We start from the raw sequence: 16,550 nt of genomic DNA, 5'->3' as shown, positions 1-16,550 counted from the left end.
CATTTCTTACCTCATAGTATAGCATAAAATAAGTGACCGTAGACTGTAATTTGAGCATTAGGGTAGTCCTTCAGAACCTGGTTCAGACTTCTGGAAGCAGACTGAAGTTGGGGCGTCACTTCTGACTTATTAGATATAATATTGTGCGCCATCGGCAAATCATTATCCAGCCAATCTGCTGCAGCGCCTTCCTTCCCTGGACCTTTAGAACCTTGGAACAAGACTATCACATTGCCGTCAGGCTCTTCAACCACATAGCCATCCAAACCTGTTGCATCTTTGAGTACCTTACGTACTGTGCCGATGGTGTATTGATTATCATTTATTTTAACAACGTCACCCATAGAATAATTTGAATATTGTTTCCATGCAATATCTACTCTATCTTTGTCTGTATATACCATTCCATATTTACTTCCTTTCTAATAAAGTTGCTAATTCCGAAGATAAATCCATACCTGTTCCTCGGAATTCTTCAAATTCTTTTTGCAATCCGAATCTTCCGTATAGTTTTGCATCATCGTTTATTATCACATTAAACATAATTCCACCCATTGGATTTTTTCTAATGGTAGAGTAGTCAATTTTATAACTTTTTATAAGACCATTTTGAGTGAGAGCTTGAGGATCTTCGTTTACTAAAGTTTTCTCAATAATTCCCCTCACCCCCTCACTCTTCACAATCTCCACCATCTGGTCGTGCTCAATTTTTTGCATCAGCTTAATTCCTCCTATTCCAATCACGATTACTAACAAAATGCCGATAATAATCTTCATTACTTTTTTCATTCCAAACCTCCTTTATGAAATCCTATCAAGTAAGAGCATTTCTTACCTCATAGTATAACATAAATTTAGTGGTTTAAATATATTAAGTGGAAGAAGTCTGTAGGACCTCAATATTGCCAGAAGAGTCTAACTGATAGCCATAGGTCATGTGCTGATTGCCAAGATCGATATCCTTACTTTCCACGAAGTGGACCATCCCAACGGAATCTAAACTTCCTTTGTCTAGGTCACGCCCAACCATACTGACAGGGTCTTTGGGATCTGCATAATTATGAATCAGCCCCTTGACTTGCCAGGTTCATTGCCAAAAGAAAAAAGTTGAACCTTTTCAACTTTTCTCTGTCAAATCCACTACATAGGTTAATTCTTGGTAGACATCATCGATGTCAAAGAGCTCCAAGCCGTTTTCTTCACTAACTACATAGACACCTTCGCGGAGATAGTAGGGTGCTGGCTGACCTGTTTCATCTGTAAAGGCCAATTTGGCATTGGGAAGATCGACACCAAAACGGACATAAGGTGTGTCTTTAGGTGTACCGATGACAAGATAATCTGAACAGACTAACTGTCCTCCCCATTTTTGATACAAATGATTGGCTACATCTCCCTCTCTGGTAAAGATCGCTAGTTTCTCTACACCTTGCTCTCTCAACTCCTGCTCTGCTATTTCAAAAAGCGCCTGGGCAATGCCCTGTCCTTGAAAATCAGGGTGGACTGCTAGGTTAGTAAAATAAGCTGTTCGCTTACTCGGTGCGTAAATATAAGACTGGCTGCACTCTTCCGTGTAAATATCGATGTCGATTAGACCAACTTAATAGCAGAAACTTGCTACGCAAGTCCCATCTCCAACCTCAAACGGTTCCCCAAACCGTTTGAGCCATCTACTTCCGCCACCCATTCCACACGGTAGTCATAAACGTCTGTCATTAGTTCGGGCTTCTCCGTTTCCCTATCATCAAAGAATGGGGAAAAGAGATAGCTGAGCGCCTTGCAATAAACCCATCCTTTTTCATCTCTGGTTTGATAGTTTCTGATAATCATAATGTTACTCATACCTCCTTACTTAAAGGTCACAATGGTACAGCCAGAGCCACCTGCATTTTGTGGGGCATAGCCGAACTCCTTGACTTGCTTGTTGCGACGGAGGTACTTGGTCACGCCTTCTCGGATAACTCCAGTACCAATACCATGAACAATATCGACTTGGGCTAGGTTATTGAGTAGGGCCTGGTCGATAAATTCATCCAGCTCCATCATAGCCTCTTCGTAGCGTTTGCCACGGAGGTCTAAGCGGGCTTTTGGTCCTCGTACATTGGCACGTTTGACCGTGTGAACCTGGCGCTTCTTAGGCTGCTCTGCTTTTTCCGCTTTGATCAGTTCAAACTCATCTTTGGTCAAGGTCATCTTAATCAAGCCCACCTGGGCTTCCCAACGGCCGTCCTTTAGTTGATTGGTCAGGGTGCCACGTTGTCCATAAGCTGTAACGATAATGTCATCGCCCACCTTGGCAGCACGCTGGATTTTGGCTTTCTTCAGAACCTTGTTTTTAGACAAATCCACCACTTCAGGCGCCAACTTTTTCAGCTCGGCCTTGGCTTCAATAATCTGGTGGGGCTTAAGACTAGCTGCCGCATGGAGATTTTTGAGAATATCCTCGCTTTCTGCCAATGCCATATCTACAATTTCCTTGGCTTCCAAGCGGGCCTTGTTAAGCTCGTTTTCCCTCTCCCGATTGAGCTCATCATAGAGCTTGCGGAGGGCTCGGTTCATCTTGAAGTTTTCTTGTTCCACCTCACGAATCTTATCTAGGCGACGGCGACTTTCAACAGTCTGGCTCTCTAACTTCTCGATAATCCGGTTGACGTCGCTATCTGTATCAGTCCAAGACTGAGCCGACTGGATAATGATGTCTGATAAGCCCAAACGACGGGCAATTTCAAAGGCATTGGAGCGACCAGGAACACCCTGCATAAACTTATAGGTCGGACGCAGGCTATTGGTGTCAAATTCCATGCTGGCATTTTCAATACCAGAGGTTTCTATCCCATAGGCCTTGAGCTCCGGATAGTGGGTAGTTGCCATGGTCTTGATCCCCCGCAGGCGAAGGTCTTCCAGAATAGCCATGGCCAGCGACGCACCCTCCTGGGGATCGGTCCCAGCTCCCAACTCGTCAAAGAGAATGAGGGAATCCTGATCTGCCTCCGCCAAAATCGCTACCGTATGGGTCATGTGACTGGAGAAGGTTGATAAACTCTGCTCGATGGACTGTTCATCACCAATATCCGCAAAAATTTCCTTGAAAACAGCGACCCGACTGCCCTTATCAGCCAAGATTGGTAAGCCAGACTGGGCCATAAGATGGGTCAAACCCAAGGTCTTGAGCATGATAGTCTTACCACCCGTGTTGGGACCTGTAATAACAATAGCCGTCAACTGACTACCAAAATAAAGGTCATTGGGTACAGGCTGAGCAATCAGAGGATGGCGGACATTGAGCAGGGCAATATCCTGCTTATCAGAAAGCCTAGGAACCACCGCCTTGTACTCACGCGCAAAAAGATGTTTGGCACGGACAAAATCCAAATGTCCAATGACCCAAGCATTATTACGAATGATGCTGCTATGTGGTCGCAACATATCCGACAATTCCTGCAAGATCCGACTAATTTCATGCCGTTCTTCTGCACGCAAGTGACTTATGTCTTCATTTAAACTCACTACAGCCCGTGGTTCAATATAAACGGTCGAGCCAGAAGCGGAAATATCGTGGACAACCCCTGCAATCTTATTCCGATAGGTATTTTTTACAGGAAGAACATTGCGACCGTTCCTGCTAGCCAGGATAGTATCTGACAGCATATCGCTCTTGTTCTTCAAAATATCCTGCATAACCTGACGGACCTGATCCTCTGCTTCACGGATTTTCCGGCGGATACGGGCCAGTTTTTCAGAAGCAAAATCCTCAACAAAACCAGCATCATTGATGGACTGGAGCGAGCCTTGTAGATGGGGAAAGAGCTCAATTTTCTCAAAGAGCTTGTCCAACTGACTGAGGCTGACATTTTCAAGATTGCCATAGAAATCCAAGAGGGACTTAGATACTTCCAATACCTTCTTAACGGCCAATAGCTCACTGATATTTAGGTCTGTATCCAATTCCAAACGGCGCATGGCTGGATTGATGTCATTGGTCGCTGAGAGGTTAAAGTAAGGACTTTCGACAAAGATTTGTCCCATATCAGTCAACTCATCAAAGGCCTGCTGGATACGGTGGGCTTCCACCATAGGCCCCAACTGCCTTAATTCTTCCAAACCCTGCTCCGTCAAGAGATAGGGCTCGATTTTTCCTATAACCTTGTGAAATTCAAGGCTTTCAATAATTTTACTATTCATATTTTCCTACTTAGTCAAAAAGGATAAGGTTCCCCTTACCCTGCAATATTACTCAACCAAAGAGATTTAAAAAAACTACTCGTAAATGGTGTGTACTGAATCATAAAATTGGCCAGAAAACTTCCATGGAGCCTATCTTGAATTGCTGCCAAGGGGATGGTCGATAGCAAGACCAAAACAATCTGCAAGGAAAGAAAGGTCACCAAAACAGCTATAGCACCACTAATAAGATTGGTCGTTCTTGTATCCGGGTTAAATTCCTCTAGCAGATGGACAAAAATCCCCACAAAACGTGCCAATCCATAGATCAGGATATAGATCAAAAGAAAGGCAAGACCAGCATAGAATACCTTGTCCAAATCAAATAGATAGTTTTCATCAAAGTAATAGGTCGAACTACCCTGAGTGGCATTGGCAAAAGGCACCCAAAGGTAGAGAAAGGCTATCCACTTCTTGTAAGTAGCCGTTGCAATGACCAGGGCCAAAATACTAGATAGACCATAGAAAGCCTGCAAGACCAAGCCACGACTGTAGCCAATATAGAAGCTCCAGGCCAAAATTAGCAAAATTACTAATGAAATCATGCCTTCTCCTCAAGTTCATCCAAATCAACTAATGTGACATTTTTCTTCAATACTTTTTCTTTTACAGAGGCCAACTCTGCCTCCGTCTGCTCAAAAGCTATTTCACGCGTTAATTGAACAGAGAGGGCGTTGATTGCCAATAAAAGCGCCAAGGTTTCAGGGTCAGCCGTTGGCATCTTTTCCTTGATTGCCTGATATTTTTCGGTTGCAACACGCTCAATTTCTTCCATGAAGAGATTATCATGTTCTGTCGTTAAGGTTAATTGCTTCTCACCAAATGTAAATTTATATCGATTTAAGTTTGCCATAAAACACCTCGCTTACCATTATACAATAAAATAGATGATTTTGCTAATCCATATCCTACAAAGAATGTTTTCTGCGTGCAAAATCTACAAATCGGAATTTATCAATCTTATGCTTGCTTTCTGTATATTGGAACTGTCTTGTATCCCCCAGATAGACCCGGGACTTGATGAGAACCAAATAATCATCCTGGCACTGCATCAAATCACGTTCTTCCCGACTGGTAGGCTCCACCGTAATTTCCTTTTGCGCATAGGCGATATCCAAGCCCAACTGACCTTCTAGGTATTCATAGATGGACTTCTCCGCAATCTCAAAAGTCAACTCAGGAACCAACTCCTCAGCCAAATAGTCCGTATCCACTACAGAAACCTTCCCATCAATAGAACGTGTACGGACAACTTTCCAGACCTTGCTATAGGGTTCAAAACCTGTCAAACTAGCCAGACTGCTGTTGACCGTCACCTGTTCTAGACTGACAACCTGTGTCTGACTAGACAATTGAAGAGAGTTGGTCAATTCCTGATAGGAGGTTAAGCCAGAAACAGGAAAATTCAAGATCTCTTGCTTCAAGACCATGGAACCACGTCCCTGAACCTTTTGGATGAGCCCTCCTTCTGTCAACATAGCCAAGGCCTTGCGTACCGTGTCCCGACTAACCCCATAGATTTCCTGCAATTGTTGTTCGGTCGGTAAGGACGTTTCTGCAGGATATAGATTTGTACGGATTTTTTCCTTTAAATCATGATAAATTTCTTGGTATTTTTTCATTTTTTAACCCCATATATTGACTGCTTTCTATCATACAACATCACTATTATAACAAAATTTTAAAAAATTTAAGTAAAAGGGCTTGCATTATTTTTTGAAATCGGATACAATAATAGCACAAACGAAATTTGTCCGTACAAATTTCGTATATCCAATTTGTTGTGTCCCTCTAAAACATGATAAATCGGAAAACAAAGTCTTTTAGTTTACTTTTGGTACTAAGCAACTAGCTACTGGCTGCTCCAACAGTCAGAGCAGCGACTATTGAAGGTTAAAAATCATACTGCTGATAAAATGTAACCCTCATAGAGTACGGCAAAGCGAGTTAGCAAAGTACCAAGAGAGAAGCTAAATGACTAAAAAATATGGGAACGGCACTAGCCCAATTGTGCCTAGAAGGAATAATATATGGGAAAATTTGAAAAAGAAGCCAAACAGCTCTTGGACGCTATTGGCGGCAAAGACAATGTCACAGCAGTTTCTCACTGTGCGACACGGATGCGTTTTGTTCTTGCAGATGACAAAAAAGCAAATGTCAAAGTCATCGAAGACCTTCCAACCGTAAAAGGAACCTTCACCAATGCTGGTCAGTTCCAAGTTATCATCGGTAACGATGTCCCTCTTTTCTACAACGACTTCACAGCCGTATCTGGTATCGAAGGTGTATCGAAAGAAGCAGCCAAGTCAGCAGCTAAAAGCAACCAAAATGCCATCCAACGCGTGATGACTATGTTGGCAGAAATCTTCACGCCGATCATCCCAGCCCTTATCGTCGGCGGTTTGATCCTTGGTTTCCGTAACGTATTGGAAGGCGTACAATGGTCTGCTTTGAATGGGAAGACAATCGTTGAAGTATCACCATTCTGGAACGGTGTCAACCACTTCCTCTGGTTGCCAGGTGAAGCCATCTTCCACTACCTACCAGTAGGTATCACTTGGTCTGTATCTCGTAAGATGGGTACATCTCAGATCCTCGGTATCGTCCTCGGTATCTGTTTGGTTTCTCCACAATTGCTCAACGCTTACGCAGTACCTGGTACAGATGCTGCAACCATCGCTAGCGACTGGTCTTGGAACTTCGGCTTCTTCTCAATCGCTCGTATCGGTTACCAAGCACAGGTTATCCCAGCCCTCTTGGCAGGTTTGGCCCTTTCTTACCTAGAAATCTTCTGGCGCAAGGTTGTTCCTGAAGTGGTATCGATGATTTTCGTACCATTCCTCTCCCTTCTGCCAGCACTTATCTTAGCTCATACTGTCCTTGGTCCTCTTGGTTGGACTATCGGTCAATGGATGTCAACTATTGTATTGGCTGGTCTAACTGGTCCTGTAAAATGGCTCTTCGGTGCTGTATTTGGTGCCCTTTATGCGCCATTCGTTATCACTGGTCTTCACCACATGACCAACGCCATCGATACCCAATTGATTGCAGATGCTGGTGGTACTGGTCTATGGCCAATGATCGCACTTTCAAACATCGCTCAAGGTTCAGCAGTATTTGCCTACTTCCTCATGAACCGTAAGAATGAAAAAGAGGCACAAATTTCGCTTCCAGCAACCATTTCTGCCTACCTTGGTATCACTGAACCAGCCCTCTTTGGTGTCAACGTCAAATACGTTTACCCATTCGTAGCGGCTATGATCGGTTCAAGTATTGCTGGTCTATTATCTGTAACCTTTAACATCCAAGCTGCTTCTATCGGTATCGGTGGTCTTCCAGGTATCTTGTCTATCAAGGCTGAATACTGGGGAGTATTTGCCCTCACTATGTTGGTAGCAATTGTAGTTCCAATGATTTTGACAGTTGTTTTCAAACGTGCAGGACTATTTGCAAAAAAGGATGAGGCTCCTGAAGAAGTAAAAAGCGTAACTCCAAGCGTTTCCTCAGGAGAAAAATCTGATTTGATCAGCCCCCTAACTGGTCAAGCAAAAGAATTATCACAGGCAACTGACCCTGTATTCGCATCAGGTGTCATGGGACAAGGTGTCCTAATCAATCCGAGTGAAGGTCTTCTGGTAGCACCTGTTGATGGTGAAGTATCTGTACTCTTCCCAACCAACCATGCAGTTGGTATCACTGCTGCAAATGGTCTGGAATTACTAATGCACATCGGCATGGATACTGTCAGCTTGGAAGGAAAAGGCTTTACAGCCCATGTCAAACAAGGTGACAAGGTTAAAGCAGGTGACAAATTGATTAGCTTTGACATCGATGTTATCCAGGCTGCCGGTCTGGTAACAGAAACACCTGTCATCGTAACAAATCAAACTGATTTCAATACAGAGGTTCTTGGAGAACTTCCTCGTTCAGTAGAACGTGGACAAGCTATCCTAACCGCTAAAAAGAATTAATGTACTAGGAGGGCGCAGGGTAACTTGCACCTCCTATCATTGCTTTATCAACCAAGACAATTCAAGAAAGAGAGAGCAAAATGACAATAGACAAACGGAAGGTTGTTTATCAAATCTACCCCAAATCATATAAGGACACGACAGGAAATGGTGTCGGGGATTTACGAGGAATTATTGAAAAACTTCCTTATCTAAAGGAATTAGGCATTGACATGATCTGGCTCAATCCTTTCTACCCAAGTCCGCAACGGGACAACGGTTATGATATTTCTGATTATACAGCTGTCAATCCTGATTTCGGCACCATGGCTGACTTTGAAGAAATGGTGACAGTCGGTAAAGAGCTGGGTATTGAATTCATGCTGGACATGGTCCTCAACCACTGCTCAACCGACCACGAATGGTTCCAAAAAGCCCTAGCAGGCGACGAATACTACCAGGATTTCTTTATCCTGCGTGACCAGCCAACTGACTGGGTGTCTAAATTTGGTGGCAATGCCTGGGCTCCTTTTGGAGATACTGGGAAATACTACCTCCACCTCTTTGACGTGACCCAAGCCGACCTCAACTGGCGAAATCCTCATGTCCGCGAGGAACTCTTCAAAGTGGTCAACTTCTGGAAAGACAAGGGTGTCAAAGGCTTCCGCTTCGATGTCATTAACCTGATTGGTAAGGACGAAGTCCTCGAAGACTGCCCAATCAATGACGGTAAGCCTGCTTACACCGACCGCCCAATCACCCACGACTACCTCAAGATGATGAACAATGCTACTTTTGGAGCAGAAAAAGGCTTCATGACCGTCGGGGAAATGTCTGCCACCACCATTGAGAACTGCATTCTCTACACAGCTCCTGAGCGGGAAGAATTGTCCATGGCCTTCAACTTCCACCACTTGAAAGTGGACTACAAGGACGGTCAAAAATGGACCATTATGGACTTCAACTTTGAGGAACTTAAACGCCTCTTCCACACTTGGGGGGAAGAAATGTCCATCGGAAATGGCTGGAACGCTCTTTTCTACAACAACCACGACCAGCCTCGTGCCCTCAACCGCTTTGTTGATGTGGAAAGTTTCCGCAATGAAGGAGCAACCATGCTAGCAGCCTCTATCCACCTGTCACGCGGTACGCCTTACATCTACATGGGCGAGGAAATCGGCATGATTGACCCCGATTACGACAGCATGGACGACTACGTCGATGTGGAATCTATCAATGCCTATCAGATGCTCTTGGACCAAGGTCACGCACCTGAACAGGCCTTCAAGATTATCCAGGCCAAGTCCCGTGACAATTCCCGCACTCCGATGCAATGGGATGCTTCTGACAATGCAGGCTTCTCAACAGGAACTCCTTGGCTAAAGGCTGGCAAATCCTACCCAACCATTAACGTTGAGCAGGAAAAAACAGGTCCAATCTTCACCTTCTACCAAGAACTCATTCGCCTGCGGAAAGAACTCCCTCTGATTTCAGAAGGGGACTACAAGGCAGCCTATAAGGACAGCCAGAAAGTCTATGCCTTTGAACGCTTGCTAAATGACAAAAAACTGTTGGTCCTCAACAATTTCTTCGCAGAAGAGGTTGAACTAGACCTGGCAGACGACTATGCCCACGGTCAAGTCCTCATCAGCAACTATCCTGACAGCAAACTCGGTAAAAAAATTAGCTTGAAACCTTATCAAGCTTTAGCGATTATAGTGAAATAAGCAAGAAAAGAGGAGCCCGCTCCTCTTTTGTGATAGAATGAAATAAAAAATGGAAAGGAACATTATGCTCCAAGAATTTTTGAACAAGGTCAACAATCCTGTCTTGAAGGACAAACTGGCAAGAATCTTCACCCAAATCCAGCAAGAATTTCCAAGTCTAACCACAGAAATCAAATGGAACCAGCCCATGTTTATCATGGACGGAACCTTTATCATTGGTTTCTCTACTGCCAAGGCTCACATTTCCATTGCACCTGAAACGGTCACTATGGAAACCTTTGCCAAGGACATCAAGGAAGCAGGCTACGAAGCAACCTCCAACCTCTTCAAAATCAAGGAAGACCAAGAAGTCAACTGGGACCTTCTCCGCAATATCATCGCCTATAACATGGACGAGAAGAAAGGCTATGATAAGTTCTGGAGATAAGAAACGAATGAAAATCTGCCTGGAAAATAACTTCAAAAAAATCGTAGTATTTTTAGCTATTTTTCAAGAAATACTGTTATAATTATATTACAGAAACAGCTATCCCAGGGGGGAGATAGCTGTTTTTTTGATTATCCATCGTTTGTAATGCCCTAATGGATCACATATTAGGAGTAGACTGATTGAGCACTTGGTGCTGTACCCAATCAGTATTTTTTAGTGCCACCAGTTCCGTAATAAATGTTTTCATGTTAATTCTCCTTTTCAAAATCAAGATCAACCATCAATTCAAAATCCTCCGACAAGCGAACCAGACCAAACTTATCCAGATTTAGCTCCTGTCCAAATGCATCCAAATGCTTGTGATAACCTGATTGCACAGCGATCGCTTCGCCGTCACAGAATGTCGACATAAACTCATCTCCCTTACCAAATCGAACCCCTTCTGCATTGATAAAGTAATACTTGCCATCTTCTACACAGTAGGCATAAGGGCTTGAACCAAATCCTGAGAGGAAGTCTAAATCTTCTGACTGGAACAAGATGTGACCATCTTCGTTGATAATATTCCAAAAGATTGATTTCTCTTCATCCATCTCAATAATGATCTCATCACCATCTTCTTCTATTACTTGGTCTTCTACAGCCACTGCTCGTTCAATTTGGACACTAGCTAAACCATTTGCCCCAAAGGTGCTGGCTCGTAAAAATTGATTTTTAAAGACAATATTCCCTTCACCATCAATATAACCCCAGAGCCCATTTTGTTTATAGGGATGCAGATTACCAAACTCACTCACCTTCAAACTCTCGCAACAAGCTGATACAACAACATCTCCCTGCTTATTGATGATACCTACTTCATCCCCAACCTTGAAGGTTGTGATGTCCTTACTTGTAAACTTTTCCACTTCCCATTCGGATGGATAGTAGAAAACGATTTGACCAGAGGTATTTACAAAAGCAGTTTGACCAGTATGCAAGGTCACATTTGACAAACCACCCGCAAAATGAGAGGCAGCCGCAAAGGTCATCCCAAAGACAGCCTCGCCCTTTTCATTGATAAACCAGGTCTTGCCATCTTTTGTAACAGGAGCCAAACCATTTTCAAAAATAGAGGCATCGTCAAACTGAGGTTCTATGACAAGATCATTCTCTTTATTGATGTAACCAAACAAACCATTGTCGAACTGGACAGGAGCCAGACCATTCTCCGCAAATTCATAAGCCAATTGGTACTGACAAGGAATGACTTCTCGGCCTGTTTCATCTACATAGCCAACCAAGTCATCCATAACTACCTGCCGCATCCCATGGGACATAGAGGAAATTTCATCATAGTGCTTTTCCGACCTAAAAATAACATCCATATCTTCATTGACAGCTATGTAGGAACTCAACTCACGAATTAGATAGGTATTGCTCAAATCTAATTTATGAATACTAGCATAGAATTGGTTGTTTACAATCCGTCCATCTTCCCCAAGCAAGCAATAGGTTTGATAGTGCTGAGCTATGGCTAATCCTTCTTCCGAGAATTCTGAAATCGCATGGTAACCCTGATCAAAGTTCAATTTCTTATTGAGTTGCTTACCTGTCCGATCAATAATTCCCCACGAACTAGGTGAGTGATTAAATTTAACAGGCGCTGCCCCCTTGGCTGAGAATTTCTTAGCCTCTGTAAATTGGAAAGGAATTGCCAGCTGACCTTCTTCATCTAAGTAACCCCAGAGCTTGTCTTTTCTGACTGCAATCAGACCATTAGAATATTCGGATATTTCGGAATAAAGTGGTGGAAAAATCATTGTTCCATCTACTGTCATCAAACCAAACAAACCATTCTTTTTCAATAATAATAGTGACATCATAGTACCTCTTTTCTTATTTATGGGACTATTATATAAAATGTTATGGGTAGAATATTACACATTATCAACTTCTATTGGTATTTTTTTAATATTTTTTCTAAACCTTCTTTCATTCTCTTCCGGAGATGGTCGGGAGCTATTATTTCAAAATGTTCCCCGTATTGCAGAGCCCAGTGATAAAAGGCATCTTCATTACAGATAAGATCAACGGTCACTATATCTCCCTCTTGTTTCACGAAGCGAAAATCCTTGCCAAACCAGTCAATTACAATCCCCACTAATTGTTCTTTGAAGGCAAGCCGAACTTTGCCAGTCGGACCAGAAAACATATAGAGATGCTCTTTCATGTACTGACCAAGATGGAACCGATCCCTCATACTAGCACTTTCATCCAACTTACGTCGTGGTTCTGAGAGGACCTCAACCTGAGTAATCCGATCCAGACGGCGGTTCTCCAGATATTGCCCCCGACAGTCGTCATAACAAATCACATAGTAGCGAGACATGGAAGAAACAATGTAATAGGGACTGATGATACTAGTGCCTGTATCCACTAATTTCCCCGACAGATTGTAACGACAGGTCGTAATTTGAACCTTTCTATTCTTCTCAATAGCTTCCTCCAAACCTTCAACAACTTGATCCAGGCACATATTATCAGTATGGTTCATGGAGGACAGATAGCTAATGTGTTTGGCCCGGTTTTTAACACGGCTAGGAGATAGATTCCTTAATTTTTCAATCAAGGTGACAGCCTGTTCATCCGGCATATGTTTAGCATAGAGGATACTATCAATCAGGTATTTTAATTCATTATCAGAAAAATCCCGGCGAATATAGACACCCCGTTGACCTTCAATATATCCCTCTTCTTTTAATCTCACCAGATAGTTGGAAAGAGTCTTTCTGGTAATCGAAATGGTATAGTCAGTGTCTAAACGCTTCATAATCTGCGCTTGTGTGAGCCTGGTTTGGGGGCTGGAATATTTTTTTAATATCTCTAAGATATAGATCGCCAGCAACAATTTATCTTTCATATCTCAACCGCCAATTGTTATTTTTCTCTATTCTAAAAAATTTTACTACTATTTGCAAGTCCAATAACTTTCCTCTGGGCGACTTTGACCGGTTGGCAGTACAATCGCATAAAATACTTCCATTCCGTAGATAAATTCACGCAATTCCCCACGCTTTTTCTTTTCTCGGATATATTCCAACCAAACGTTTGCTAGACTATAGTTATCTATGCTGGTGATATGGTGGTTGAGAACTGGCTTATGAAAATTTGTAGCCGCCCCGTCATTTGAACAGTGTTTTCTTAATTGCCAGCGGTCTAACATGGTCTGGGTTCCTAAATCAGACCCCATATTAGTATAGAATAGAGATTCCATCACCTTAGCAACATCTTTCAGACCATTTTGTGAGTTGAGAAAAGAGGCTATCCCTGATTGAGAACGATGGAAAAGACAGAAGGGTTTGCTTTTTAACCACTGAATAATGTCACTGTCTACTTTAGCGACTTCCATTGCTCGTATGGTTACTCGCGACCAGTCCTTAACCCCTGTATCTGACCACAATAAGCGATCAGAAAAAGTTGCAAACAAATAATCCCTTTTCAAGAGCCGTTCTGTATTATCAATCGCCTCCTTCCTAGCCTTATTTTCATCCTGACGATACTTCTCCACCCAAGAAAAATTCTCTGAATGCGAATAAGCACTAAACTCACAATGTTCCACTGTTCTAGCAGTGCATTCCTCCACCATACCCGTTCTCGATGAGTAATGATATAGCACCATCTTCCAATCCTCCTTTATTCTTCCAACTCATAGTCATAGTCATCATCTTCTTCAAATAAGTAGGCTATCTCTTCTTCCCATGCTTCATTCTCCCTTGCGACTAAGAAGTCCGAATAACCACATCTGAAATAACCAATCCCAATAAATTCTCCTGTATGATAGACTTCGTATCCTAGCCAAGCAAAGAATTCAATAATGCTATATTTTGCATACAAGCGTTCTACCAAAAGTGGCAGTATCTTATCAATGCTCATCCCTGGGGCAGGACTTGGTCCACCCGCTATCCAATAATCCCCATCACAAGCATAAAATTGCTCCACCATTTTTATTAACTGAGGATCTTCCGTAAAATCAGCCGCGGGTCCCAGAACAGTCATTGGTAAGGCTCCATTTTCATACTCTTGGAATAAAAATTCCAAAATAGCTTCCTCAAGCTCCTCACTATTCAAGAACACATGAAGATACTCTGAACTGCCTTCTATATTTAACAGATTTCCCGGTCCATGCCCCTTAAAACACGGCTCTACGAGCGAGCTATATTGTAAACTTGGATACCTCCGGCGATTGTCCTCCCATTTTTCCAAATAGGCTTCCCCTTCTGCCTTGGTTTCAAAATGAGGACTGGTTTCTACTTCACATTTTCGAAAAAGACCACCACATTTTGCCACTTTTCCTTGATAATTGATATGAAACATTAGACACTTACTCCATTTTCTAAGCTTTCAAAAGTATAGTTTCCAGGAAGGAAAAAGTTTTGGGTATAGATGATGGATTGTTCCTTGTCCAAGACCTGATACAGGATACCCATGCCAGTGTCAAAGCGATTGATGTCAATGAAAATACAGGTATCCTGGTCCCTATTTAAAAGACCAATATCATACATAGCTTCTTTATAGGTATCAAAGATTCTTTCTGTCATCCCCTCAACAGCTATGAATAGACGAGGATCGGCTTCCAAACCGTGAAAAGTAAAGGGAATTAACATCCATCTTTGAAAAACAGGTCCATAGGGTCGCACCCACATCTTCTCTAAAGGATAATCATCCCCACGGTAGTAGTCAAATGGAACCCTGTGAAAAGAACTCTTACCAAAGAATGCAATCAACTGATGCTTGTCCTCCGAATGATGAACCAAGATAGTATCCTTAGGTATATCTGAAAAATCTTCAGGAGCAACTTCTTGAGGCAATCTTCTGTACTCAATGACAACCGAGGAACCAAAAGGTTCTCCACTGGTCACATAGAGTACATCCTGTTGTTCAAAAGCCTCCAGACGATCATAGTCAGGCGAATAGGTCTTCCGTGTCACAATTTTCTTCCGAATGTGTGGCTTTATTTCACTTCCTGAATGATAAAAGTTTGCGGTCCGATTGGTGAAGTATTCTTTTTTCACAAAATAAACAAGACCTGCCATGATAGCCAGACCAAGTAAGCCCGTCAGCACCTTACTTGGCAGAATAATCTTATATAAAACAAAGATAGTTGCTAGAATAAGCAGACAGCCTTTTTTATTGTTCATAGGTCCCCCATTCAAAGGTCACAGGCTTCTCTTCCGTTCCCATGACAAATTCACCCCGTTGCAAGGCACGACCATTCTTGTCCGTCAACACATAGGTCCACTTTGCGCCGTATTTCGTTTTTCTTATCTCCGTGTACCAAATAATGTCCTCGACTTGATTGATAGAAGCAAGCAGTTTTTCCCACTCTGGAAACTGATTTCTATTTTGCTCACTAGACCAACCAATAACCAGGCGTGGATCAGCTTCAAAACCATGGTAACCAATAGGAATAATATGAGTCCTATCATACTGCCCAGCATCTACTGGACGGATCCACGGCCGCAAAGACCGTCTATGATAATCTCCCAGCCCTAGCTCCTTGTCACGCTTAAAACGTTTAGCAGACTGTTTACGGAAGCGAGCCAAAACCTGATGAACCTCCCCATCATGATAAATCTTGATATGATCATAGGGCATATCGTCAATGTCAAATTCATGCAACCACCGATTGGAACGACGATAGGTGATAACTGTCTTGTCTGGATTTTCAGCAGTATCTATCGTGAATTTCATAATCGTCTGCTTAGCGAAGGCTTCTAAATCATCCAATTGAGGATTGTAGAAACCATCTCTCACGATAATCCCCTCTTGAAAGGCATGGCGCACGGCCAGTGCCTCTTCCGTCTTTCTCTGCTCCATCCTCTTGGCACGTTCTTTTTCATCTTTCAGTGCCTGCTCTTTTTCCCTGAAGGTTGATTTACGATACCAAAGAACGAGGAGAATAAAGATGACAATTGTCCCTTGAAAAGCATAGTCTGTCGTCAACTCCATAATCCACCAAATCGAATAGACAAAATAAAGAATAGGGAGTAGATGGAGATGGGAACGGTAGCGGGCATAAAAGTCTGGAAAGAAAAGCCGCGCAAACAGTATCCCAGTATAGAGCCAAAACATCACATTGATAAAGGTAAAGGGCCACAGGGATGCAAGCGTGTTGCGAACCACAAAAACACCCACTCCGAACAAGACTATCCGCAATATAAATTCAAATTTCTTCCCCAT

General features: G+C 42.8%; 14 protein-coding genes and 3 pseudogenes. 3 read left to right on the top strand and 14 right to left on the bottom strand.

What is annotated here, in order from left to right:
- Positions 1 to 32 precede the first annotated feature (32 nt).
- The 8 genes and pseudogenes from PW220_RS01200 to treR all read right to left on the bottom strand — a co-directional run.
- A pseudogene (locus PW220_RS01200) lies at positions 33 to 404 on the bottom strand (triacylglycerol lipase); the annotation flags it as partial.
- 7 nt (positions 405 to 411) lie between these two features.
- Positions 412 to 789, bottom strand: a complete 378-nt coding sequence (locus PW220_RS01195) for a DUF1310 family protein (protein WP_248044032.1) — start codon at positions 787 to 789, stop codon at positions 412 to 414.
- 85 nt (positions 790 to 874) lie between these two features.
- A pseudogene (locus PW220_RS10320) lies at positions 875 to 1,078 on the bottom strand (triacylglycerol lipase); the annotation flags it as partial.
- A gap of 39 nt (positions 1,079 to 1,117) precedes the next feature.
- Positions 1,118 to 1,830: pseudogene (locus PW220_RS01190) on the bottom strand (GNAT family N-acetyltransferase).
- Positions 1,831 to 1,848: 18 nt separating this feature from the next.
- Positions 1,849 to 4,182 carry an endonuclease MutS2 gene (locus PW220_RS01185; RefSeq protein ID WP_248055324.1) on the bottom strand — a complete coding sequence of 778 codons (2,334 nt, stop codon included), beginning with the start codon at positions 4,180 to 4,182 and terminating at the stop codon, positions 1,849 to 1,851.
- A gap of 35 nt (positions 4,183 to 4,217) precedes the next feature.
- Positions 4,218 to 4,766, bottom strand: coding sequence for a CvpA family protein (locus tag PW220_RS01180; protein WP_248055321.1), 549 nt, complete (start codon positions 4,764 to 4,766; stop codon positions 4,218 to 4,220).
- Entirely contained in the window at positions 4,763 to 5,074 is a 312-nt protein-coding gene (locus PW220_RS01175) for a hypothetical protein (RefSeq protein WP_105117655.1), read from the bottom strand. The genes PW220_RS01180 and PW220_RS01175 overlap by 4 nt, the downstream gene beginning before the upstream one ends.
- Before the next feature lie 55 nt (positions 5,075 to 5,129).
- Positions 5,130 to 5,843: a trehalose operon repressor gene (gene treR, locus PW220_RS01170; RefSeq protein WP_248055318.1), complete on the bottom strand. Its 714-nt coding sequence runs from the start codon at positions 5,841 to 5,843 to the stop codon at positions 5,130 to 5,132.
- Between the two features lie 408 nt (positions 5,844 to 6,251).
- Here treR and treP point away from each other — a divergent pair, with 408 nt between their 5' ends.
- The 3 genes from treP to PW220_RS01155 all read left to right on the top strand — a co-directional run bounded on the left by treP (position 6,252) and on the right by PW220_RS01155 (position 10,325).
- Positions 6,252 to 8,192, top strand: a complete 1,941-nt coding sequence (gene treP, locus PW220_RS01165) for a PTS system trehalose-specific EIIBC component (RefSeq protein ID WP_248055315.1) — start codon at positions 6,252 to 6,254, stop codon at positions 8,190 to 8,192.
- A gap of 80 nt (positions 8,193 to 8,272) precedes the next feature.
- The gene (gene treC, locus PW220_RS01160) at positions 8,273 to 9,898 is read left to right on the top strand and encodes an alpha,alpha-phosphotrehalase (protein ID WP_248055312.1); all 1,626 of its coding nucleotides are present in this window, start codon (positions 8,273 to 8,275) and stop codon (positions 9,896 to 9,898) included.
- Positions 9,899 to 9,947: 49 nt separating this feature from the next.
- Positions 9,948 to 10,325 (top strand): iron chaperone, encoded by a 378-nt coding sequence (locus PW220_RS01155; RefSeq protein ID WP_248055305.1) that lies wholly within the window; start codon positions 9,948 to 9,950, stop codon positions 10,323 to 10,325.
- Positions 10,326 to 10,576: 251 nt separating this feature from the next.
- Here PW220_RS01155 and PW220_RS01150 read toward each other — a convergent pair whose 3' ends face one another.
- From PW220_RS01150 to PW220_RS01125, 6 genes are all read right to left on the bottom strand, one after another.
- Positions 10,577 to 12,190 carry a WG repeat-containing protein gene (locus tag PW220_RS01150; RefSeq protein WP_248055303.1) on the bottom strand — a complete coding sequence of 538 codons (1,614 nt, stop codon included), beginning with the start codon at positions 12,188 to 12,190 and terminating at the stop codon, positions 10,577 to 10,579.
- Between the two features lie 74 nt (positions 12,191 to 12,264).
- A complete protein-coding gene (locus PW220_RS01145) occupies positions 12,265 to 13,230 on the bottom strand; it encodes a helix-turn-helix transcriptional regulator (RefSeq protein WP_105117649.1) in 966 nt (321 codons plus the stop codon).
- 48 nt (positions 13,231 to 13,278) lie between these two features.
- Positions 13,279 to 13,989, bottom strand: a complete 711-nt coding sequence (locus PW220_RS01140; RefSeq protein ID WP_248055302.1) for a hypothetical protein — start codon at positions 13,987 to 13,989, stop codon at positions 13,279 to 13,281.
- Positions 13,990 to 14,003: 14 nt separating this feature from the next.
- The gene (locus PW220_RS01135) at positions 14,004 to 14,684 is read right to left on the bottom strand and encodes a hypothetical protein (RefSeq protein WP_248055296.1); all 681 of its coding nucleotides are present in this window, start codon (positions 14,682 to 14,684) and stop codon (positions 14,004 to 14,006) included.
- Positions 14,684 to 15,508, bottom strand: coding sequence for a hypothetical protein (locus PW220_RS01130; protein ID WP_248055294.1), 825 nt, complete (start codon positions 15,506 to 15,508; stop codon positions 14,684 to 14,686). The genes PW220_RS01135 and PW220_RS01130 overlap by 1 nt, the downstream gene beginning before the upstream one ends.
- Entirely contained in the window at positions 15,498 to 16,550 is a 1,053-nt protein-coding gene (locus tag PW220_RS01125; RefSeq protein WP_248055293.1) for an APC family permease, read from the bottom strand. The genes PW220_RS01130 and PW220_RS01125 overlap by 11 nt, the downstream gene beginning before the upstream one ends.

The sequence above is a fragment of the Streptococcus sp. 29892 genome, from assembly GCF_032594935.1.
Classification (GTDB): Bacteria; Bacillota; Bacilli; order Lactobacillales; family Streptococcaceae; genus Streptococcus; species Streptococcus hyiners.
Note: the sequence above shows the minus strand (reverse complement) of the source record. Positions and strands in the feature narration are given on the sequence as shown.